General features: G+C 75.0%; 17 protein-coding genes. 9 read left to right on the forward strand and 8 right to left on the reverse strand.

Annotated features, from left to right (window positions below; genetic code table 11):
• Positions 1 to 16 precede the first annotated feature (16 nt).
• The 3 genes from deoC to BJ968_RS26690 form a co-directional block, all read right to left on the reverse strand.
• Positions 17 to 679, reverse strand: a complete 663-nt coding sequence (deoC, locus tag BJ968_RS13805; protein WP_179752739.1) for a deoxyribose-phosphate aldolase — start codon at positions 677 to 679, stop codon at positions 17 to 19.
• Between the two features lie 35 nt (positions 680 to 714).
• On the reverse strand, positions 715 to 3,039 hold the full coding sequence (locus BJ968_RS13810; RefSeq protein ID WP_179752742.1) for an EAL domain-containing protein: 2,325 nt from the start codon (positions 3,037 to 3,039) through the stop codon (positions 715 to 717).
• Between the two features lie 94 nt (positions 3,040 to 3,133).
• Entirely contained in the window at positions 3,134 to 4,594 is a 1,461-nt protein-coding gene (locus BJ968_RS26690; RefSeq protein ID WP_179752744.1) for a diguanylate cyclase domain-containing protein, read from the reverse strand.
• Positions 4,595 to 4,735: 141 nt separating this feature from the next.
• Between BJ968_RS26690 and dprE1 the strand changes: the two genes are divergently transcribed.
• A complete protein-coding gene (gene dprE1, locus BJ968_RS13820; protein ID WP_179756689.1) occupies positions 4,736 to 6,130 on the forward strand; it encodes a decaprenylphosphoryl-beta-D-ribose oxidase in 1,395 nt (464 codons plus the stop codon).
• Between the two features lie 83 nt (positions 6,131 to 6,213).
• Entirely contained in the window at positions 6,214 to 7,782 is a 1,569-nt protein-coding gene (locus tag BJ968_RS26695) for a diguanylate cyclase (protein ID WP_179752746.1), read from the forward strand.
• A gap of 99 nt (positions 7,783 to 7,881) precedes the next feature.
• Here the strand turns inward: BJ968_RS26695 and BJ968_RS13830 are convergent, their stop codons facing one another.
• Entirely contained in the window at positions 7,882 to 8,706 is an 825-nt protein-coding gene (locus tag BJ968_RS13830) for a PhzF family phenazine biosynthesis protein (RefSeq protein WP_343078020.1), read from the reverse strand.
• 79 nt (positions 8,707 to 8,785) lie between these two features.
• On the opposite strand from BJ968_RS13830, the gene BJ968_RS13835 reads away from it, so the two are divergent.
• Entirely contained in the window at positions 8,786 to 10,465 is a 1,680-nt protein-coding gene (locus tag BJ968_RS13835; RefSeq protein WP_179752748.1) for a carboxylesterase family protein, read from the forward strand.
• Positions 10,466 to 10,544: 79 nt separating this feature from the next.
• Here the strand turns inward: BJ968_RS13835 and BJ968_RS13840 are convergent, their stop codons facing one another.
• Complete coding sequence (locus BJ968_RS13840; protein WP_343078021.1) at positions 10,545 to 11,540, reverse strand: LacI family DNA-binding transcriptional regulator; 996 nt, start codon at positions 11,538 to 11,540, stop codon at positions 10,545 to 10,547.
• A gap of 133 nt (positions 11,541 to 11,673) precedes the next feature.
• On the opposite strand from BJ968_RS13840, the gene BJ968_RS13845 reads away from it, so the two are divergent.
• Genes BJ968_RS13845 through BJ968_RS13860 form a run of 4 tightly spaced genes read left to right on the forward strand, consistent with a single transcriptional unit; the run spans position 11,674 to position 16,794 of the window.
• Positions 11,674 to 13,617 (forward strand): glycoside hydrolase family 127 protein, encoded by a 1,944-nt coding sequence (locus tag BJ968_RS13845; protein WP_179752752.1) that lies wholly within the window; start codon positions 11,674 to 11,676, stop codon positions 13,615 to 13,617.
• 24 nt (positions 13,618 to 13,641) lie between these two features.
• Entirely contained in the window at positions 13,642 to 14,955 is a 1,314-nt protein-coding gene (locus BJ968_RS13850) for an ABC transporter substrate-binding protein (RefSeq protein ID WP_179752753.1), read from the forward strand.
• The gene (locus tag BJ968_RS13855; RefSeq protein ID WP_179752755.1) at positions 14,952 to 15,866 is read left to right on the forward strand and encodes an ABC transporter permease subunit; all 915 of its coding nucleotides are present in this window, start codon (positions 14,952 to 14,954) and stop codon (positions 15,864 to 15,866) included. Before BJ968_RS13850 ends, BJ968_RS13855 begins: the two co-directional genes overlap by 4 nt.
• 4 nt (positions 15,867 to 15,870) lie before the next feature.
• Positions 15,871 to 16,794, forward strand: a complete 924-nt coding sequence (locus BJ968_RS13860; protein WP_179752757.1) for a carbohydrate ABC transporter permease — start codon at positions 15,871 to 15,873, stop codon at positions 16,792 to 16,794.
• An 81-nt stretch (positions 16,795 to 16,875) separates the two neighbouring features.
• Here BJ968_RS13860 and BJ968_RS13865 read toward each other — a convergent pair whose 3' ends face one another.
• Positions 16,876 to 17,523, reverse strand: coding sequence for a hypothetical protein (locus BJ968_RS13865; RefSeq protein ID WP_179752759.1), 648 nt, complete (start codon positions 17,521 to 17,523; stop codon positions 16,876 to 16,878).
• A 130-nt stretch (positions 17,524 to 17,653) separates the two neighbouring features.
• Complete coding sequence (yczR, locus tag BJ968_RS13870) at positions 17,654 to 19,075, reverse strand: MocR-like transcription factor YczR (protein ID WP_179752761.1); 1,422 nt, start codon at positions 19,073 to 19,075, stop codon at positions 17,654 to 17,656.
• Between the two features lie 61 nt (positions 19,076 to 19,136).
• Here yczR and yczE point away from each other — a divergent pair, with 61 nt between their 5' ends.
• Positions 19,137 to 19,757 carry a membrane protein YczE gene (gene yczE, locus BJ968_RS13875; RefSeq protein ID WP_179752763.1) on the forward strand — a complete coding sequence of 207 codons (621 nt, stop codon included), beginning with the start codon at positions 19,137 to 19,139 and terminating at the stop codon, positions 19,755 to 19,757.
• Between the two features lie 9 nt (positions 19,758 to 19,766).
• Positions 19,767 to 20,045 carry a YciI family protein gene (locus tag BJ968_RS13880; protein ID WP_179752765.1) on the forward strand — a complete coding sequence of 93 codons (279 nt, stop codon included), beginning with the start codon at positions 19,767 to 19,769 and terminating at the stop codon, positions 20,043 to 20,045.
• A gap of 21 nt (positions 20,046 to 20,066) precedes the next feature.
• Here the strand turns inward: BJ968_RS13880 and hglS are convergent, their stop codons facing one another.
• Positions 20,067 to 21,458: a 2-oxoadipate dioxygenase/decarboxylase gene (gene hglS / locus BJ968_RS13885; protein WP_179752767.1), complete on the reverse strand. Its 1,392-nt coding sequence runs from the start codon at positions 21,456 to 21,458 to the stop codon at positions 20,067 to 20,069.
• Between the last annotated feature and the right edge of the window lie 10 nt (positions 21,459 to 21,468).

Raw genomic sequence — 21,468 nt, forward strand, 5'->3', positions numbered from 1 at the left:
CTCGTTGCCCTCCACCTCAGTCGGTCAAACCGCCCAGGACGGCCGCCGAACCCGACAGCCCCAGCCGCGTCGCGCCCGCGTCCAGCAGGGCGAGGGCGACCTCGGTGGTCCGGATCCCGCCGCTGGCCTTGATGCCGAGGCGCCCGCCGACGGTGGCGTGCATGACCTCCACCGCGTGGACCGTCGCCCCGCCGGCCGGGTGGAAACCCGTCGACGTCTTCACGAAGTCGGCCCCCGCGTCCTCGGCGGCCCGGCACACGGCCACCAGCACCTCGTCCGGCAGGGCCGCCGACTCCACGATGACCTTCAGGACCGTCGGGGACGGCGCGGCCGTGCGGACCGCGGCGATGTCGTCGCGCACGGCGTCGACGTCGCCCGCGAGCGCTGCGCCGACGTCGATGACCATGTCGACCTCGTGGGCGCCGGCCTGCACCGCGGCCGCGGCCTCGGCGGCCTTCACGGCGCTGGTGTGCTTGCCGGAGGGGAACCCGGCGACGGTCGCGACGACGAGGTCGCCCGCGTCGGTCAGGGGAAGCATGTTGGGGGACACGCAGACCGCCAGGACGCCGAGCTCTCGGGCGTCGGCGACCAGGGCCGCGACGTCCGCGGTCGTGGCCTCGGGCTTGAGCAGCGTGTGGTCGACCAGGCGGGCGACCTCGGGACGGGTGCGGGGGCTCACACCGGCGAGTCTGCCACCCGGGGCCCGCGGCGGGCTCAGGCGCCCGCGGTGACCTCCCGGCCCGCCCGCGGGGCCGACCAGCAGCCGTCCGCGTCCAGCGCGGCGAACCACGCCGACAGCGCGGCGGCCGGCAGCGGCCGGCTCACGTGGTACCCCTGGGCCAGGTCGCAGCCCGCGGCGCGCAGCCGGCGCAGCACCGCGTCGTCCTCGACGCCCTCGGCGACCATGGCCAGCCCCAGGGAGTGCGCCAGCGCGACGGTCGACTCCACGATGGCCGCGGTCCGCGGGTCGGTGGCGAGGTTCCGCGTGAACGAGCGGTCCAGCTTCAGCTCGTCCAGCGGCAGTTCGCGCAGGTACGCCAGCGAGGAGTACCCCGTGCCGTAGTCGTCGATCGAGATGCGGACCCCCAGTTCCCGCAGCGCCGTCAGCACCGCCACCGACGTGTCCTTGTCGACCATGAACACGCCCTCGGTGATCTCGACGACCAGCGCCGACCCGGGCAGCCCCACCTCCTCCAGGAGGGCGGCCACCGTCCGCGGCAGGCCGACGTCGAGCAGCTCCGAGGTCGACAGGTTCACGGCCACGCTGAGGTCGAGCCCGCCCTCCCGCCAGGTCGCGCAGTCGCGCAGCGCCACCCGCAGGACCTGCGCGCTGAGGTCGGCGGACAGGCCGGCGTCCTGGACCAGCGGCAGGAACGCGTCCGGGGCCAGCAGCCCCCGCTCGGGGTGCTGCCAGCGCACGAGGGCCTCCACGCCCGTCACCCGCCCCGTGGACAGGGCGATCTTGGGCTGGTGGTGCACCACCAGCTGCCCCTGGGCGATGCCGGTCCGCAGCTCGTCCACCAGCCGCAACCGGTCCCGGCTGCCCTCGTCGAGGGCCTCGGCGTACTGGTGCGTCCGGCCGCCGTCCGCCTTGGCGCGGTACATCGCCACGTCCGCACGGCGCAGCAGCTCGGCGGCGCTCGCGGTCCCCGGGCCAGCGCTCGCCACGCCGATGCTCGCCCCGACGTGGACGCGCACGCCGGACAGGACGAAGGGCTCGGCCAGGGACGCCGACAGGCGGGCCGCCACCTCCCGGCCCCCGCCGTCGGCGCCCGCGCGCACGAGGACGGCGAACTCGTCCCCGCCGAGGCGGGCCAGCAGGTCCCCGGCGCGCAGCACGGCCGCGAACCGGGCCCCCACCCCGACGAGGAGCTCGTCGCCGGCGGCGTGCCCGAGGCTGTCGTTGACCTCCTTGAAGCGGTCGAGGTCGACGAGCAGGACGGAGGGCCCGGGCCCGCCGGGCTCCAGGAGGGCGGTGAGGGTCTCGGTGAACCGGCGCCGGTTGGCCAGGCCCGTCAGCTCGTCGGTGCGCGCCTGGTTGCGGAACACCGTCAGGTCGCGCACCTGGCGGAACGTCACGGCGGTGCGGGCGATGCTGGTCAGGACGCCCCCGAGGGCCAGCAGGCTCACGAGGAGCGGCACGGGCCGCAGGGTCGCGACGAAGAGCACGGCCACCGACACGACCGCGAACCCGGCGGGCACCACGAGGTCGGCCAGGCCGACGGGCCGGGTCAGGTGCCGCTGCGGCGGCTGCCAGGCCGCCGCCGCGATGAGCAGCAGCGGGATGGGCCACCCGGCGTCGAGGAGGGTGTTCGGCCGCCAGGTCCCCTCGGCCAGCGCCATCGCGTACGCGGAGTCGGAGACGGCCTGCACGGCGAACCCGGCGCCCAGCAGCGTCCACACCCGGCCCGGCCGCCAGCCGAAGACGGCGACGACGGACGTCATCATCATGAGCAGCAGCAGGTCGCTGATCGGGTAGGCCAGACCGGCCAGGGCGGGCAGCAGCTCGCCGGGGCTCATCCGCACCAGCCGGCCGATGAGCAGCAGGGCCGCCACGGCGCCGCCGGCGAAGGCGGCCAGCAGCGCGTCCAGCCACACCGTGCGCAGGAGCTGACCCGCCCGGGCGCGCAGCAGCAGCACCACCCCCACGTAGGCCAGGGGGTACAGCAGCAGCCAGGAGGCGTCGGACACCGAGGGGAACGGGACGACGGGGCGGAACTGGAGCACCGTGTAGTAGGTGAACGACCCCGTGGCGCCGGCCACCACGGCGGCGGCCAGGAACGACCAGGCGAGGCGCTCGGCGCGGACCGCCACCGCGCGCCAGAGCGCGACGAGCGCGAACAGCGGCCACATCGCGTTCTTGAGGTAGAGGTCGAACACCGGGATCGTCCGGCCGTTCGGCCGGAAGGGGGGCAGCAGGCTGAACAGGTAGAGGGCCACCCCGGCGGTCAGCAGCACCAGGAGCACCCGCACGGGTGCGGGGACGACCCAGGTGTCGTCACCGGCCCCCGGGCTCCGGCGTTCCGCGCGTCTGCTCACCCCTAGAGGATCGGTCGGTGCGGCGGGCGGGTGAGGGGCCGAACGGGTTGCGCTCCCCGTCCCGGGCCCGCCGTCCCCGGGCCCACCGCGCCGCCTACCGGGCACGCCCGGTGGCGGGGTCGCCCGAGGCCCGCCCCGCCACCTCGCACCGGTCCCGGCCGGCGGCCTTCGCGGCGTACAGCGCCGCGTCCGCCCGCTGCAGCGTCGCGTCCGCGCTCTCGCCCTCGACCCACCGCGAGACCCCGATGGAGCAGGTCTGGCCGTCGGGGACGACGGCGCGCAGCCCGTCGAGCCGGCGCTCGGCCTGCGCGGCCGGGCCGGTGACGACGGCCACGAACTCCTCCCCGCCCCAGCGGGCGAGGAAGCCGTCGGGGCCCAGGTCCTCCACCCACGCGGCCGCCGCGGACCGCAGGAGGTGGTCGCCGGCCTGGTGCCCGCGCGTGTCGTTGTAGCGCTTGAAGTGGTCGAGGTCGACGAGCGCCACGAACACGCCGTCGGCGCGGCCGGGCCGGCACAGGCGGGCCAGCTCGTGCTCCAGGGTGCGCCGGTTGGGCAGGCCCGTCAGGGGGTCGGTCCGCGCGAGGGCCTCCAGCTGCGCGGACTGCGACCGCAGGCGCTGCAGCAGGTCCCACACCCGGGCCACGACGAGGGCGATGAGCGCGAGGGACCCGGCGGCCAGCCACCCCACGGCGACGGGCCGGTCCAGCAGGGCCATCACCACGAGCACGGCCGACGGCAGCGACGCGGCGACCGCCAGCAGGAACAGCCGGGGGGCCGTCAGCCCGCCGGTGGACGGGGACGCCGGCTCGGGGCGCCAGGGCGCGCGCGCGCTGGCGGCGGCGGTGGCCAGGCCCACGTAGTAGAGCAGCCACAGGGCGTTCAGCACGGGCCCGGAGGTGGTGCCGCCCACGGTGAGCTGCTGCAGGTTCCAGACCACGTCGGCGACGATCGTGCTGGTGGTGCTGAGCACGAGCAGCCAGAACGCGGGGGGCCGCGCGCCCGGCCCGGTGACGAGGCGGGCGACGAGGAAGAAGAGCAGGACGTCGGCCACGGGGTAGGCGGAGCTGACGACCCGGGCCAGCGGCGGCTGGGCGGTGTCCGAGGCCACGGGCAGGACGACGAAGACCCCGAACAGGGTCGCCGCCGACAGCGACAGGATCGCCGCGTCCAGGAGGCTGCCGCGGTAGCGGCTGCTGGAGCGCTGCCGGTTCAGCGACAGCAGCCCGACCGTCACCGGGACGTAGGCCAGCAGGTAGAAGGCGTCACCGGGGGTGGGCCAGCGCTCCTGGCCGCGCAGGTCGCCCACCGCGAAGACGAGCTCACCGGCCAGGTAGAGGCACTGGCCGGCCAGCAGCCACCACCACGGGCCGCGGGAACGGGCCGGCACGCGCGGCACGGCGACCGCCGTGACGACGACGCAGACCACGACGGGCAGCAGGTAGAGCAGGGTCGCCGCCGCGGTGCCGGAGGCCGGGAGGGAGGCGAGCGCTGTGCACAGGAGACCGGCCGCGGCCGTGAGGACCGTCGGCCGCAGCGGCACGCGGTCGCAGGTCACGGGGGAACCATCGGCACGTCGGGCGCCGTCCTGATGCCGCCGACCGTGGGACGCGACCGTGGGGCGCGGGGCCCGGGACGGTGTCGCCCGGGCGGTGTCGGGGGCGCCGGTTAGGCTTCGACCGTGGTGAGCATCCCTGGTCTGAAGCCCCGTCCGGTCCCCGACACCGACGGGACCACCCGCACGCCCCAGCGGCTCACCGGCTGGGGCCGCACCGCGCCGACGACGGCGACGGTGCTGCACACCGCCGACCTCGACGTCATCGCCGAGGCCGTCCGCACCGCCGGCCCGCGCGGCGTCATCGCCCGCGGCCTGGGGCGCTCCTACGGGGACCCGGCCCAGAACGCCGGCGGGCTCGTCGTCGACATGACGGCCCTGGACCGCATCCACGACATCGACGTCGACGCGGCCGTGGCCGACGTCGACGCCGGCTGCTCCCTGGACAAGCTGCTGCGCGCGGTCGTGCCGCACGGCCTGTGGGTGCCGGTCCTGCCCGGCACCCGCCAGGTGACCGTGGGCGGCGCCATCGGCGCGGACATCCACGGCGGCAACCACCACACCCAGGGCACCTTCACCCGGCACGTGCTGTCGCTGGACCTGCTGACCGCCGACGGGCAGATCCGCACGATCACCCCCGACGGCCCGGACCGCGAGCTGTTCCTGGCCACCACGGGCGGCATGGGGCTGACCGGCGTCGTGCTGCGCGCGAGGATCCGCCTGGACCGCGTCGAGACGTCCTACTTCATCGCCGACGTCGAGCAGACGCCCGACTTCGACGACATGCTCGAGCGGCTGCAGAAGAACGACGAGAACTACACGTACTCCAAGACGTGGTTCGACTCGGTGACCAAGGGCGAGCACATGGGCCGCGGCTTCCTGCTGCGCGGCTCGTCGGCGAAGCTGTCCGACCTGCCGCCGGAGCTGCGCAAGGACCCGCTGAAGTTCGACGCCCCCCAGCTGGCGCGCTTCCCCGACCTGTTCCCCTCCGGCATGCTGAACCGGCTGTCGGCCAAGGCGCTGAACGAGTTCTACTACCGGAAGTCCAAGACGAAATCCGGTGTGGTGCAGAACATCACGCAGTTCTACCACCTGCTGGACCTGTTCGCGGACTGGAACCGGGCCTACGGTCCCGACGGCTTCCTGCAGTACCAGTTCGTCGTGCCCTTCGACCGGACCGACCTGCTGAAGTCGAGCATGGAGGCCATCGTGGAGTCCGGGCACATCTCGGCGCTGAACGTCCTCAAGCGCTTCGGCGACGCCAACGACGCCCCCCTGTCGTTCCCCACGCGCGGCTGGACGCTGGCGGTGGACCTGCCCGTGAAGAAGGGGCTGGGCCAGCTCTGCGACCTGCTCGACGAGATGGTCCTCGACGCCGGGGGCCGGCTCTACCTGGCCAAGGACTCCCGCACGACGGCCGACCGCTTCGCGCGCATGTACCCCGAGCTGCCGGCCTGGCGGAAGGTGCGCGACGAGGTCGACCCCGAGCGCAAGTTCGCCTCCGACCAGTCCCGCCGGCTGCAGCTCGTCACCGGCTGAACGGGGGAGGTGGGGTCAAGGCGCACGGCCGCGGCGTCGACAGGAGCGGCAGGACCCCACGGGGTGGACGACGGACGGCGGTGGTGAGCGTGGCGGGGCGCGTCGTGCTCGACCCCGCCCGTGAGCTGCTGCGCCGCGACCTCGCCGCGCTCGACGAGCTGATCGGGGCCGACCCGCAGCGCGCCGCCGAGTCCGCCCTCGCCCTGGCCGAGCGGGCCGTCGCGCTCGGGGACGCCGACGCCGCCGTCCTGGCCCGCGTCGGGCAGGCCGAGGCGGTGCAGCGCGGCGGGGACTCCGCCGGGGCGGCGCACCTGCTGACGCAGCTGCGCGCGCAGCACGACGAGCTGGGTCCCGAGGCCGCGGTCCGCGTCGCCTGGACCCTGGCCCGCGTCTTCACCGACCTGGGGGACCGGCCCACCGCCCTCGAGCACGCCCTGGACGCCGCGGGGGGCTGCGGCGACGACCTCCCCCGCCGGCTGCGCACGCGCGTCTTCGTCAAGGTCGCCGACCTGCTCGACGAGCTCGGCGCTCACGAGGACTCCCGCGCCTGGTACGGCCGGGCCGAGCAGCTCGCCGTGGGCGACGGGCAGCTGCACCTGCTCGTGGTGAACAACCGCGCGTACTGCGAGCTGGAGCGCGGGGACGTCGAGGCGGCCCGCCGGGAGATGGCCCTGCTGCTGGAGCTCAGCGACCGCTACGACCGGCCGCTGAACGCCAACAGCCTCGACACCGTCGCGCGCATCCACCTGCTGTGCGGGGAGCTGGTGCCCGCCGAGGCGGCCGCGCGGGCCGCCGTGGAGACGAGCGCGGCGATGGACGCCAAGAACGCCGACGACGGGCCCGTCTGCCTGCTCACCCTCGCCGTGGTGCTGCGGGTCCGGGGGGAGGCCGAGGCCGCGGCGCGCGTCCTGGACGAGGCGCGCGCGGCGTGCGCCCAGGAGGGCTTCGGCACCGTCCGGTCTCAGATCCTCGCCGAGCAGGCCGAGGTGTTCGCGGCCCTGGGCGACTACCGGGCCGCCTTCGAGACCCACAAGGCGTTCCACGCCGCCGACCGCGAGCTGCTGTCGGAGCAGCGCGAGGCGCAGGCCCGGGCGCGGCAGGCCGTGTTCGAGATCGACGTCGCGCGCCAGGAGGCCGCCCGGTACCGGGAGGAGGCCCGCCGGGACCCGCTGACGGGTCTGCGCAACCGGTTGTTCGTCGATGAGCGCCTGCCCGAGCTGCTCGCCGAGTCCCGCCGCGGAGGGCGGGTCGCGGGCGCGGTCCTGCTCGACCTCGACCACTTCAAGGCCGTGAACGACACCTACTCGCACGAGGCCGGTGACGAGGTGCTGCGCCGCCTCGCCCGCATCCTTACCGACGCCGTGGACGGCCGCCCCGGTCCGGAGTCGTTCGCGGCGCGCCTGGGCGGGGAGGAGTTCCTGCTCGTCGTGACCGGCGGCCACGACGGCTGCGCGGCGGAGCTCGCCGAGCGCGTGCGGCGCACCGTCGAGCAGGCCGACTGGTCCGCCGTCACCCCCGGCCGGGGCATCACCGTGAGCGCGGGCGTCGCGACCCTGGCGACCGACGGGGACAAGTCCTCGCTGCTGGCCGTCGCCGACGAGCGGCTGTACGCCGCGAAGGCGGCGGGCCGGAACCGGGTCTGCGCGGGCTGACCCGCCCCGCTCCCGGCGCTCGAGGGTGCCCGATCACCGAGGTTCGTCCTGTCGTGATCGAGCACTCCTGTGATCGAGCACTCGCGGGGTCGGGCACCCTCAGGTGATGGGTACCGCCGCGCCCGTCACCACGATCCCGCCCTCGGCCGGGACGTCGACGAGCAGGACCCCGGGCCGCCCCACGTGCCGGCCCTGGTGGACCGTGACCCGCGCGGGGACCTCGACCAGGCCCAGGGCGCGCAGGTACCCCCCGAACGCCGCCGCCGCCGACCCCGTCGCCGGGTCCTCGGTGATCGACCCGACGGGGAACACGTTGCGCGCCTCGTAGACGAGGGGCTCGCGGCGGTGGACGAACGTGAGGGTCGCGGGCCAGCCGTGCGCGTCCAGGACCCGGCGCGCCCGCTGCGGGTCGAAGGTGAAACCGTCGAAGCGGTCCGCCTCGCGCACGACGACGACCGGGTGCGGGTTGCCCGCCGACGCCAGGCGTGGGGGGTGGGAGGCGTCGAGGTCGTCCCGGCCCAGGCCGACGAGGTCGAGGAGCTCGTCGACGTCCTCCTCCGGCAACGCGGTGACGCGGGGTTCGACGCTGGTGAACGACGCGCGCCCCCCGGACGCCTGCAGCTCCACCGTCCCGACCGGGGTGTCGAAGGTGAAGGCCCCCGGCCCGTGCCGCCCGGCGAGGACGACCGCCGTCGCGACCGTGGCGTGCCCGCAGAACGGCACCTCGGCGTGCGGGGAGAAGTAGCGCAGGGCGAACCGGCGCTCGCCGGTGGTGGCGACGACGAACGCCGTCTCGGCGTACCCGACCTCGGCCGCCGCGGCGAGCATCCGCGCGGCGGGGACGTCCGCGGCGTCGAGCACGATGCCCGCCGGGTTCCCGCCGGCGGGGTCGGTGGTGAAGGCGGCGTAGCGCAGGACGTCCACCCGCCGGACGGTACCGCCCGCAGGGCCGTCCTCGTGACCTCTCTCGCGCACGCGCCGCGCCGGCTCGTACGGTCGGTGGGTGAGCACGAGCAGGCGAGCGGTCCTCGGTGGCGCGGTGGGGGTCCTGGCGTTGTCCGCCTGCGGGCCCGAGGAGCCCGGCGAGGCGTCCGGCGAGGCGTCCGGCGGGGCACCCACCACGGCCTCCCCGGCCGCGTCGGCGGCCTCGCTGGTCCTGGACGCCGGGGCGTGGCGCTACGACGCCGAGCACGACGTCTACCACCAGGTCGGGCTGACCTACGTCGCGACGCCGCAGGCCCCCGACCGCGAGCGCCTGGCCGTCCACGTCCCGGGCCCGTACTTCTCCGGCCGCGACAACGGCGACGGCACCTTCACGGTGCAGGTCGACCCGGCGGGCACCGTGGGCGGCTGGACGGCTGCGACGGCGCCGATCGTGTTCCCGGTGGACACGCCGGGGTACACGGGGCAGGCGGCCCCGGGGGAGTACCGGTACGAGGACGTCGCGGCGACGGTGTCGGCCGGTCTCGTGCACGTCGTCGCGGGGCTGCGCGGCACCGACACGAACGCCGACGGCTACGACGGCAACGCGCCGTGGGGGGTGGCCGACCTGAAGGCCGCGGTCCGGTACGTGCGGGCCAACGCGGGCGCGGTCCCGGGCAGCACCGACCGCGTCGTCCTGTACGGGCACAGCGGCGGCGGGGCGCAGACGGCCGTGGCGGGGGCGTCGGGGGACGCGGCGGAGTTCGAGCCGTACCTGCGGGCGCTGGGGGCGGCGGCGACGTCGGACGCCGTGGCGGCCGCGGTGTGCTGGTGCCCCATCACGAGCCTGGGGTCGGCGAACGCCGCGTACGAGTGGAACATGGGGCAGTTCTCCACCGACGGGACCCGCGCGCCGGGGACGTGGACCGCCCGGTACTCCCGGGACCTGGCCGCGCGCTACGCCGGGTACGTCAACGGCCTGGGGCTGACCGACGAGGCGGGGAACGCGCTGACGCTGACCGCCTCGGCGCAGGGGGTGGACCTGGCCGGCAGCTACCACGACTTCGTCCTGGCGGCGCTGGGCACGTCGCTCACCCGGTTCCTGGCGACGACGCCGTTCCCGCACACCCCGGCGGGGTCGTCGACGGCGTACGCGACCGCGGCGGACTACGTCGCGGGCCTCGACGGCGGCACCGGGTGGGTGAGCTACGACCCGGCGGCGCAGCGGGCCACCGTGCGCGACCTCGGCGGGTTCGTGCGCAGCCAGAAACCTCCGACGAAGGACGTCGGGGCCTTCGACGGGGTGGACCGGGGTGCGACCGAGAACGCCGTGTTCGGCCGCGGCACGCGGAACCTGCACTTCTCGCAGCTCGCGCACGACGTCGTCGAGGCCGGTGAGCAGGAGTACGCCGCGCTGGGGGGCTGGGAGGAGGGTTTCTCCGCGTCGGCCTACGCCTCGGACCTGGAGCAGACCGACAGCGCCGGTCAGGACGCCGCATCCCGGGTCGCCGCGTACGACCCGTTGCACTTCCTCGCCGACGACCACCCCGGCGCCTCGCTCGCCCCGCACTGGCGGATCCGGACGGGGCTCACCCAGGGGGACACCGCGAGCACCGTGGAGCTGAACCTGGCCGCGGCCCTGCGGGGGCGGGGGGTGGACGTCGACTTCGCGACCGTGTGGGGTGTCGGCCACACGGAGGCGGAGGAGACGGGCGACCACACGGAGAACTTCGTCGCGTGGGTGCGGGACCGGTTCAGCTGACCCCGGCCTGACGCGCGGCCGCCCACCCCCACCGGACCCGAGCCCCGCCCGGTGATCGATCACCGGGAGGGGGTGGGGGTCAGACCGCGACGGTGGACTCGCGGACGACGAGGCGGGTCGGCATGGTCGTGGTGCCGGGGGAGGGGTCGCCGGCCACGGCTTCCAGCAGCAGTTCCCCGGCGCGCCGGCCCAGGGCCTCCAGGCCCAGGTTCACGGTCGTCAGCGGTGGGCGGGAGGCCAGGGCGATGACGTCCCAGTCGTCGAACCCGACGACGGCGACGTCCTGCGGCACCCGGCGCCCGGCGTCGCGCAGCCCGTCGCAGACCCCGCGGGCGATCTGGTCGCTGCCGCAGGTGACGGCGTCGACGTCGGGGTGCCGGCGCAGCAGCAGGTCCGCGGCCAGCCGTCCCCACCGCTCGCTCCAGTCCCCGTGCAGCACCGGGCCCACGAGCGCCCCGCCCGCGGTCCGCTCCACCGCGGCGCGCCGGACCTGGGTGGCGTGGTGGTCGGCCGGGCCGGTGACGTGGGCGACGCGGCGCCGGCCGAGGTCGAGGACGTGCTGGACGGCGGCGGTGGCCCCGCCGGCCTGGTCGGCGACGAGGGAGGTGTCGCGCGGGTCCTGGGAGGGGGTGAAGGCGTAGACGACGGGGACGGGCGCGGCCAGCCGGGGGCGGGGGTCGGTGCGGCGGCCGGTGACGATGATGCCGTCCACGCGCCGGGCCAGGAGGGTGCGCAGGTAGTGCTGCTCGCGCAGCGGGTCGTCGCGGCTGTCGCACAGCAGGACGCTCATCTCCCCGGCGCCGAGGGCGTTCTCGGCGCCGAGCATGACGGGGATGGAGAAGCGGCCGAAGCTGTCGGTGGTGATGAGCCCGACGGTGTAGCTGCGGCCGGAGGACAGCCCGCGCCCGAGGGGGTCGGGGGTGAAGCCGAGCTGCTCGGCGGCGCGGCGCACCCGCTCGCGCGTCTCGGCGCGCAGCTGGCCGGTGCCGTTGAGGGCCTTGGAGGCGGTGCCGGCCGAGACGCCCGCCAGCGCCGCGACGTCCACGATCCGTGCCGGAACGACGCTTTCCGTCACCATCGACCTCCAAGTCCGGGGATTCGCAGCAGGTTACCGCGTCTTGACGGCGGCGGGAGCGAGTCCTACGGTCATCGCAGAAAACGTGTTCCGACTTTTCCGGGCACCGCTTCCCGACCTCGATGGAGAGCTGATGACCAGCACGACCGCTGGACCCGCCGTGACCAACGCCCCCGCCGCGCCGACCGCCGCGGCCGCCGTCGCGCTGCACCCCGTCCCCCTCGGCGCCTCGCGCAGCACCGCCGGGTTCTGGTTCGACCGCATGCAGGCCAACCGCCGCCAGGCCCTGCGCACCGGCTACGAGAAGCTCGAGACGGCCGGGAACCTGCGCAACCTGCGCATCGCCGCGGGCCGGGAGCAGGGCGAGGTCAAGGGCCCGATCTTCATGGACTCCGACGTCTACAAGTGGCTCGAGGCCGCCGGGTGGGAGTACGGGCGCGAGGCCGACGAGGAGGTCCTCGGCTGGATCCGCGAGATCACCGACGTCGTCGCCGCCGCCCAGGCCCCCGACGGCTACCTCGACTCCGTGCAGCAGGTCCGCGGGAAGGGCGAGCGCTACACCGGCCTGCACTGGAGCCACGAGCACTACTGCGCCGGGCACCTGTTCCAGGCCGCCGTCGCGGTCCACCGCAGCACCGGCGAGACCGGGCTGCTCGACGTGGCCGTGCGCCTGGCCGACCACCTCGTCGCCACCTTCGGGCCCGGCCGCAACGAGGAGGTCGACGGGCACCCCGTCGTCGAGATGGGCCTGGTCGAGCTGTACCGCGAGACCGGGAAGCAGGAGTACCTGGACCTGGCCCGCTGGTTCGTCGACGCCCGCGGCCACGCCAGCATCCAGGCCGAGCACGGCGCCGACCCCACGTACTTCTCCGACCGCGTCCCCGTGCGCGAGGCGACCAGCCCCGAGGGCCACTCGGTGCGGGCGGTGTACTTCACCGCCGGCGCCGCCGACGTGGCCGCCGAGACCGGCGACACCGAGCTGCGCGACGCCCTCGTGCGGCAGTGGGAGGGGATGCTCGCCTCCAAGACGTACGTCACCGGCGGCATCGGCTCGCGCTGGGACTGGGAGCAGTTCGGCGACCACCACGAACTCCCGCCGGACCGCGCCTACGCCGAGACGTGCGCCGCCATCGGCAGCGTCCAGTGGACCTGGCGGCTGCTGCTGGCCACCGGGGAGGCCCGGTACGCCGACCTCGTCGAGCGCACCCTCTACAACGCGTTCCTGCCCGGGGTCTCCCTGGCCGGGACGGAGTACTTCTACGTCAACGCCCTGCAGCTGCGCCACGGCGCCCACGCCGAGGAGGAGCGCAGCGTCGCGAACGGCCGGCGGCCGTGGTTCGACTGCGCCTGCTGCCCGCCGAACATCATGCGCACGCTGTCCTCGCTGGACGCCTACGTCGCCACGCGCTCGGAGACCGGCGGGGTGCCCGGCGTGCAGGTCCACCAGTACACGACGGGCACGATCGAGGCGGCCGGGGCGAGCCTGCGGGTCACCACCGACTACCCGTGGGACGGGACCGTCCGCGTCGAGGTCGAGCGCAGCCCCGGGGAGTTCGAGCTGGCCCTGCGCGTGCCGGCCTGGGCGCAGGGCGCCTCGGCCACCGTGGCCGGGACCGCGCTCGACGTGACCCCGGGGGAGTACCTGCGGGTGCGCCGGGAGTTCGCCGCCGGCGACGTCGTGGAACTGGTCCTGCCGATGACCGTGCGCGTCGTGGAGGCCGACCCCCGCGTCGACGCCGTCCGCGGCAGCGTCGTCGTCGAGCGCGGCCCGCTGGTGTACGCCGTCGAGCAGGCCGACCTGCCCGACGGCCTGCCCGCCGACGACGTGCGCGTCCGGGTCGCCGAGGTGCGCACCGCGCAGGCCGAGCACCGCCCCGACCTGCTCGAGGGCGTCACCGTCCTGCACCTGCCGGTGCACGCCGCGCTCGCGGCGGGCACCACCCCGCTGTACCGCCCGGCCGGGGACGACCCGGCTCCGCAGGCGGCGGCCGAGACGCAGGTCGTCCCGGCCATCCCCTACTACGCGTGGGCCAACCGGGACCTCGGGGCCATGCGCGTCTGGTTGCCGCGGGCCTGAGGCCCGGGTTCTGGAGGAGGTGCGATGGAGCTCCACCGCAGGGACGTCCTCGGGCTGGGCGGGCTCGCCGCCCTGGCAGCGCTGCTGCCGGGGTGCGCGTCCGCCCTGCCCGAGGCGGACGTCAGCGCCGCCGGTTTCGGTCAGGACGCCACCGGGACCGTGCGGCTGTGGTGCCGGGCCGCGACGGTCGTCGGGGTCCGGCAGGTCGTCGACGCGTTCAACGCCTCCCAGGACGCGGTGACCGTCGAGGTCACCCCCGTCCTGGACGGGCAGTACGTCACCAAGCTCGCCACCGCGATCCGGGGCGGGAACGTGCCCGACATCGTCGACATCGACGACATCAACTCGATGCTGTTCATCTACCGCGACTCCTTCACCGACCTGACGCCGCTGGTGCAGCAGCTCGACTTCGCCGCGCAGCTCAACCCCGGCCAGCTCGGCCTGGCGACGCGGGACGGCAAGCACTACGGCGTCCCCTACATCGCGGACAACTCGGCGCTGTTCTACAACACCGAGCTGTTCGAGCGGGCCGGTCTGGACCCGCTGGAGCAGACCCAGGACCTCGACGGGCTGCTGGAGGCCGCGCGGGCGATCGGCGCCCTCGGGGACGGCACCTACGGCTGGTCGGTCGACGCGAACGCCGCGGGCATCCTCGGGTTCGTCGTCCAGCCGCACATCTGGGCGGCGAAGGCCCCGAACATCGTCGGCGACGTCGGGGAGCAGCGCGGGGCGATGGCCGGCAACGACGCCGTGCGCCGCACGTTCGAGTTCTACCGGACGCTGTGGACCGAGGAGCTGATGCCGAAGAACAACTTCGCCGGCGACGGCTCGCGCTGGGGCGCGGACTTCCGGGACGGCACGGTCGGGATGATCCCGGCGAACTTCTCCGTCGCGGTGCTCAACGCCGCGCCGGAGATGCAGGCCAAGACCGGGGTCGTGCTGCTGCCCGGCCCCGACGGCGGCCGGGCGACCTTCGCCGGCGGGGACAACCTCTGCATCCCGCGCGGGGCGGCGAACGCCTCGGGCGCGTGGCAGTTCGCCAAGTTCGCCCTCGACCTGCCGCAGCAGACGAAGCTGCCCGCCGGCGGGTACATCCCCGTCCGCTCCGACGCCGCGACCCCGCAGTACCGGCAGGAGTTCCCGCTGGCCGTCGCGCCGCTGGACGGGATCGCGGGGGCCTACGCCCCCACGACGCTCGCCTACAACCTGCTGTTCAACCAGCAGGACTCGCCGTGGATCGCGGCGTTCCGCCGGGCCGTCTTCGACGGGGACCTGGACGGGGCGCTGGCCCAGGGCCAGAAGGACTTCGACCGCATCCTGGAACAGGCGCAACTGTGAGCACCCTCACCCGTGACCCGGCGTCCCTCGACCGCAACCCCAGGTCCCTCACCCACCCCGCCCGCACCGGGCTCCTGCTGACCCTGCCGGCGCTGGCGTTCGTCACGGTCTTCGTCCTGGTGCCGCTGGCCTTCGCGGTCTACATGTCGCTGACGAACTGGCCGCTCATCGGTTCCTACGACTTCATCGGCCTGGGCAACTACGCCGCCATCGCCTCCGACCCGGTCTTCTGGAAGTCGGTGGGCTACACGCTCGTCTACACCGCGGTCGTCACGCTGCCCATCCTCGTCCTGGGGTACGTCCTGGCCGTGGTCGTGCGCAGCAACCGGCGCTTCTCCACGGTGTTCCGGACGATCTTCTTCGTCCCCTACGTCGTGGGCCTGACGACGCTGAGCTTCCTCATGGTGCTGGAGGCGCAGCCGGGCTCCGGCATGGTCAACGTCGTGCTGGAGACGCTGGGGATCACCGACGGGACGACGGCCTGGCTGGCCGACGGGCCGCTGGCCACCGGCCTGATCTGCGTGATGATCGTGTGGGCCGTCTCGGGCCTGACGATGGTCCTGCTCATGGGCGGCATGCAGGGCATCCCGCGCGACGTCTACGAGTCCGCCGAGATGGACGGGGCCTCGTGGTGGCAGCGCGAGCGCAGCATCACGATCCCCATGCTGCGCCGCACGATCGCGATGAGCCTGGTCATCTCCGTCATCGGATCCCTGCTGGCCTTCACCCAGTTCTACGTCCTCACCCGCGGCGGCCCGGGCACGGACACCCAGACCGTCGTCATGTACGTCTACCAGCGCGGTTTCGTGCAGCTGCAGCTCGGCGCCGCGTCCGCCCTGTCCATCGTCCTGGTCGTCGTCATCGGCCTGGTGACCGCGGCCCAGTTCCGGCTGCTGCGCGAGAAGGAGTGACCCGATGGCCACGTTGACGAGGGCGGGCCGCCCGCAGGACCTGCGGGTGCGGCGGACGGGGACGGGCGGCGCACCGGCCGCGGGCCGGGCCGAGACCCGCACGAAGCTGACGCTGTACTGGCTCGGCGGCACGCTCGCCGCGCTGGTGTTCCTGGTGCCGCTGGCCTGGTCGGTCCTGCGGTCGTTCCAGTCCAACGACGCGATCGTCGCGACCGACCCCAGCGCGCGGGACCTGTTCTCCCTCACCACCGCGAACTTCTCGGCCCTGTTCAGCAGCGACCTGGACATCCTGCGGTCGGTGGGCAACAGCCTCGTCGTCGCGATCAGCACCGCGGTCCTCACCGCGGTGGTGGCGACGCTGGCCGGGTACGGCTTCGGGCGGTTCCGCTTCCGCGGCCGCAACGTCCTGTTCGGCGTCGTCGTGGTGACGATGATGGTGCCGTTCCAGGCGATCATCACCCCGCTGTACCTGCAGATGAACGCCATGGGCCTGACCGACTCCCGGCTGGGGCTGGTGCTCTTCTACACGACGGTGAACCTGCCGTTCGGGGTGTTCGTCATGCGCAACGCGTTCGAGACGATCCCCGCCGAGATCGAGGACTCCGCCCGCGTCGACGGCGCGGGCACGATGCGGGCGCTGGTGTCGGTGCTGCGCCCGATGCTGATCCCCGGGATGGCGACCAGTGCGCTGTACGCGTTCCTGGCCAGCTGGACCGAGTTCCTCGGGGCGCTCACGTTCCTCACCGACGACCGCCTCTACACGCTGCCGCTGTCGCTGGTGAACCTGCAGTCCGGGGCGTACGGGGCCGTGAACTACGGCTACCTCGTGGCCGGGGCCGTCGTGGCGATGGTGCCGTGCGTCGTCCTCTACGTCGCGCTGCAGCGGTTCTACGTCGCCGGCCTGGCCTCGGGCGCCGTCAAGGGCTGACGGGGCACCGGGCCGGGCGACGCAGGAGGGGGTGGTCACCGCGGGAACCCGCGGCGGCCACCCCCTCCTCGTGCCGGTGGGTCAGGGCGCCCAGCTGAAGATGCCGGGCACGCGGAACGTGCGGTCGGGGGTCCCGCCCTCGCCGTCGAACCCGACGGTGATGCCGAAGACCTTCGCGTGCAGCAGGGTCGTGGGGCGCTTCCCGCACACGCCGTACTCGGCCGGCGTGGGGAACTCCAGGGTGGCGACGAGCTTGGCGGAGTTCGAGTCGATCCGGGTGTACCCGTTGACGTCCGAGTACGGCGTCGCGGGGAGGATCGGCAGCGTGCTCTTGACCAGCCGGGGGCGCGGGTCGTCCCCGCACGCCACGGCGGCGTGCATCCGGGCCGAACCGCGGCTACCGACGGAGCCGAGCCCGGAGATCGGGCAGCCCTCCGCGCTGGTCTCGTCGTCGCACGCGACGACGCCGCCGAAGGCGTCGAAACCGGTCAGCGTGAGCCGCAGGTCGACGTACCCGCAGTCGCTGATGGGCGGGTAGTCCGTCGTGCACTTCGGGTAGATCGGCGTGTCGGCGGGGCCGTAGGTCTCGACCTGGGCCGAGGCGAGCTGGACCGTCGGCGCGGTCGTGCCGGTGGTGGTGCCGGTGGCCGCGCCCGCCGGGGCGGCGGCCGCGACGGTGAGCGCGAGCGCGGTGGCGAGCGCCCCGGCGGCGGCGGTGGTGCGTTTCACTGGTTCCCCCCGAGTGAGTGCTGGGGACCCACCCCCATGGGCCCGGACAGCAGTGTGACCGTCACCCGCTGTCACTGCAAGCAACTTGGACTACTCCGCGCGGGTGAACTCAGGCGGCGGTCCGGACCGCCTACACCAGCACTTCCAGGGGCCGCAGCAACGGCCCGGACGTCCGGACCTCCTCCCACGCGCGGGCCAGCCGCTGGACCGCCGGCGCGACGGCGTCGACGTCGAGGCCGAAGGGCAGCCGCAGGTAGCGCTCGAACTCCCCGTCGAGGCCGAAGCGGGGCCCGGCGGTGACCAGGACGCCGCGACGCCGCGCCGCCAGGGCCAGCGCCGAGCTGGTGGCCGTGCCGAGGTTCACCCACAGGGCCAGCCCCCCGCTCACGCCGGGGACCCGCCACTGCGGCAGCACCTCCGCCAGTTCCGCGACGAGGGCGTCGCGGCGCGAGCGCAGGGCGCGGCGGCGGCCGACGAGGACGTCGTCGAGCCGGGGCAGGCAGCGGGCCACGACGAGCTGCTCCAGGACGGGGGTGCCCAGTTCCCACGGCGACCGGTGCGCGGCCAGGTGCCGGACGGTCGCGGCGTCGGCGCGGACCCAGCCGATCCGCAGCCCGCCCCACAGCGACTTGGCGGCCGAGCCGACGTGCAGGACGTCCGCGGGGAACGGGGTGGACCGCGCCGGCGGGTCGATCGCGAGGTCGGCGGTCGTCTCGTCGACGACGAGCCGGGTCCCGTACCGCCGCGCCAGTTCCACGACCCTCGCCCGCTGCGCCGCGGGCATCACCGCGCCGGTCGGGTTCTGGAACGTCGGCATCAGGTAGGCCAGGGCGGGCCGCGTCCGGGCGAAGGCGTCCTCCAGGGCGTCCGCGTCCCACCCGCCGGGCCGCTCGCCGTGCGCGGCGGTGACCGGCACGGCGACGAGCCGCCCGCCGGCGGCGCGGGCCGCGTCGAGGGCGTGCGGGTAGCCGGGGCTCTCGACGAGGACTCGGTCGCCCGGGGTCAGGACGCTGCGGCAGACCAACCCGACGGCGTGCTGGGCGCCGAGGGTCACGAGCACCTCGTCCGGGGTCGTGGGCAGGCCGCGGGCGGTGTACCGCGCGGCCAGCGCGGTGCGCAGCTCGGGGACCCCGAGCAGTTCGTACCCGTCGCCGCGCAGGTGGTCGGCGGCGTCGTCGACGGCCGCCCGCAGCGCCTCCTGGACCTCCGGCGCCGCCGGCAGCACGGCCCGGGTGAGGTCGAAGGTGGCCGAGGCCAGGGGGTGCGGCTCGACGGCGGGTCCGGTGGCGGGCAGCACCAGGACGCTGCCCGACCCGCGGACGCTGCGCAGCAGCCCCTCCTCGCGCAGCCGCGCGTAGGCGGCCGCGACGGTGGTGCGGCTGACGCCGAGCGCCGCGGCGAGCTCCCGCTCGGCGGGCAGCCGGGTCCCGGAGGCGATGCGGCCGTCGACGAGCAGCAGCCGGATGCGCCCGGCGAGCGCGCGCAGGGCCGGTCCGTCGTCGCGCCACCGGCCGAGGAGGTGGCGCAGGCTGGACGCGGAGAGGGTGGGCACCAGGCCACCGTACTCGGATTGGCACTGTCGAAGGGGGTGTTGGATGCGGTCCAATCCTGGGGTGAGAAGTCCACTGCCCGTCGCCCGGCTCGTCCAGCTCCTCGTCGGCCTCGTCCTGTACGGCGTCGGCGAGGGCCTCATGGTGCTCGCCCACGTCGGGGTCGGGCCCTGGTCGGTGCTCGCCACCGGGCTCGCCGACCTGACGGGCGCCGGCGTCGGCTGGCTCACCAACCTCATCGGCCTCGTGGTCCTCCTGCTGTGGATCCCGTTGCGGCAGAAGCCGGGGATCGGGACCCTGCTCAACGTCCTGCTCGTGGGGACGGTCATCGAGGCGACCGTCGACCTGCTCCCGGCCCCCGAGCTGCTCGCCGTGCGGGTCCCGCTGTTCGCCGCCGGGATGGTGCTGCTGGCCGTCGCCAGCGGCGTCTACATCGGCGCCGGCCTCGGGCCCGGGCCGCGGGACGGCCTGATGACCGGCCTGCACGCGCGGACGGGCCGGCCGATCTGGCTGTGCCGGTGCGCGGTGGAGGTCTCGGCGCTCGTGCTGGGGTGGCTCATGGGCGGCGACGTCGGGGTGGGGACCGTGGTGTTCGCGTTCGGCATCGGCCCCCTCGTGGGGTTCGTGCTGCCGCGCCTCGACGCGTCCCGGCGGTCCGCGGTGCTCCCGGTGCCGGCCCGGTAGCGTCCGGGCATGCCGTACTTCGCCGCCACCTACGCCTACACGCCCGACACCCAGACGCGGGACGCCGTGCGCCCGGCCCACCGGGAGTACCTGGCGTCCCTGGAGCAGCTCGTCCTGTCCGGTCCCACCGACGACGACGGCGCCCTCCTGCTCTTCGAGGCCCCCGACGCCGCGGCCGTCGAGGCGCTGCTCGACGCCGACCCGTTCCACCTCGACGGCCGGGTCGTCGGGTCCCGCCGCGTCGTCGGCTGGAACCCGGTGCTGGGGCGGCTGAAGAGCGCCCTCTGACCCCTGCCGGGCTCCGCGGCGTCACCCCGCGGCCAGCGGCCGACCGAGTTCACGCCGCACCGCCCGCAGCGACTCCTCCTGCTGGGCCTCGTAGAGGTCGAAGGGGTCCAGCACGGGGGCGCCGATCGCCTCCGAGAGCCGGGCCGCGTCCCACACCGCCCCCGCCCGGGCGTCGTCGCGGGTGCCCTCGTCGGTGAGGTTGGACTGGAAGATGCCCGCCGCCGAGCGGGGCAGGAAGTCCTCGTAGACGATCGGTTCCGCCACGAGCACCCCGGTGCGCAGCAGGGTGCCCGGGTCCGCGTCGGCCGTCCCCGCCGCGCGGTCGCCGACGGCCCACGTCGCGAACCCCAGCCCCTGCGCGAGGAGTTCGCGCTCGGTCGCCGGCAGGTTCTCCCGCCACACCTCCCGGGCCACCTCGACACGGGTGCGCACCTCACCCGGCCGGGCCCGGCGCGCGTCCACCTCGGCGACCATCGCGTCGTACAGGTCCCGGCCACGGCGGGTCAGGGCGATGCCGCGCTGCTCCACCTCCCCGAACCGGACGCGCAGGGTGGCGCGCTCGACGCGGCCGTCGGGCAGCCGGAACACCCGGTCCTCGGCCAGGGCCCGGAACGACGTCTGCCGCAGCAGGACGTCGGGCCCCTCCCAGGCCGGGGGGCCCTGGATCTCGTCGATCATCTCGATCCCCCGGGCCCGCATGCGCGCGTAGAGGTCGTCGATGTCCAGCACCCGCGGCGTCAGGTGGTTGACGTGGGTGGAGGGGACCCCGCCGATGTCGGCGGCGACGGAGGAGACGGTCTCCAGGTGCTCGTACCAGGCCTTGTCGACCGGTTCGCCGGACAGCGCGAACGCGGCCGCGGCCAGGGTCAGCAGCCGCCCGGCGGCCGGCTCGTCCAGACCCCCGCCGGTGGCGGCCGCGTCGGCCAGGTCCAGCAGCTCGTCCCCGAACAGCCGGCGGGCGGCGAGGAACCGTTCCAGCCGCTCGCGGGTCGGGTCGTCGAAGAACCGGCGGTCGTCGGTGGCCAGCACGGAGGTGAAGACGCGGAACGGGTTGCGCGCCAGCTCCTCCGGGTCGACGGGGCGGAACGCCGTCGAGACCACGGGGACCGAGCTGCGGGAGGCGTCGCGCAGGTCGTAGAACCCGACGGGGTGCATGCCGAACGCGGCGAACACCCGCGCCACCTGCCCCAGCTCGCGGGCCGAGCCCACCCGGATCGCGCCGTGCCGCTCGGCGGTGACCCGCTCGACGCTGCCCAGGCGCTCGGCCGACCGGCCGCGCCGGGCGGCGACGTCGGCGTTGACGGCCCGGGAGACCTCCACGAGGTCCTCGTAGGCCGGGACCTCGCGGCCGTAGGTGGCGGCCAGGGCCAGGGCGAAGCGGGCCCGCAGTTCCCAGGTCGGGACGTGCGCCATCGGTGCTCCT

The sequence above is a fragment of the Kineococcus aurantiacus genome (assembly GCF_013409345.1).
In the GTDB taxonomy this organism is placed as follows: Bacteria; Actinomycetota; Actinomycetes; order Actinomycetales; family Kineococcaceae; genus Kineococcus; species Kineococcus aurantiacus.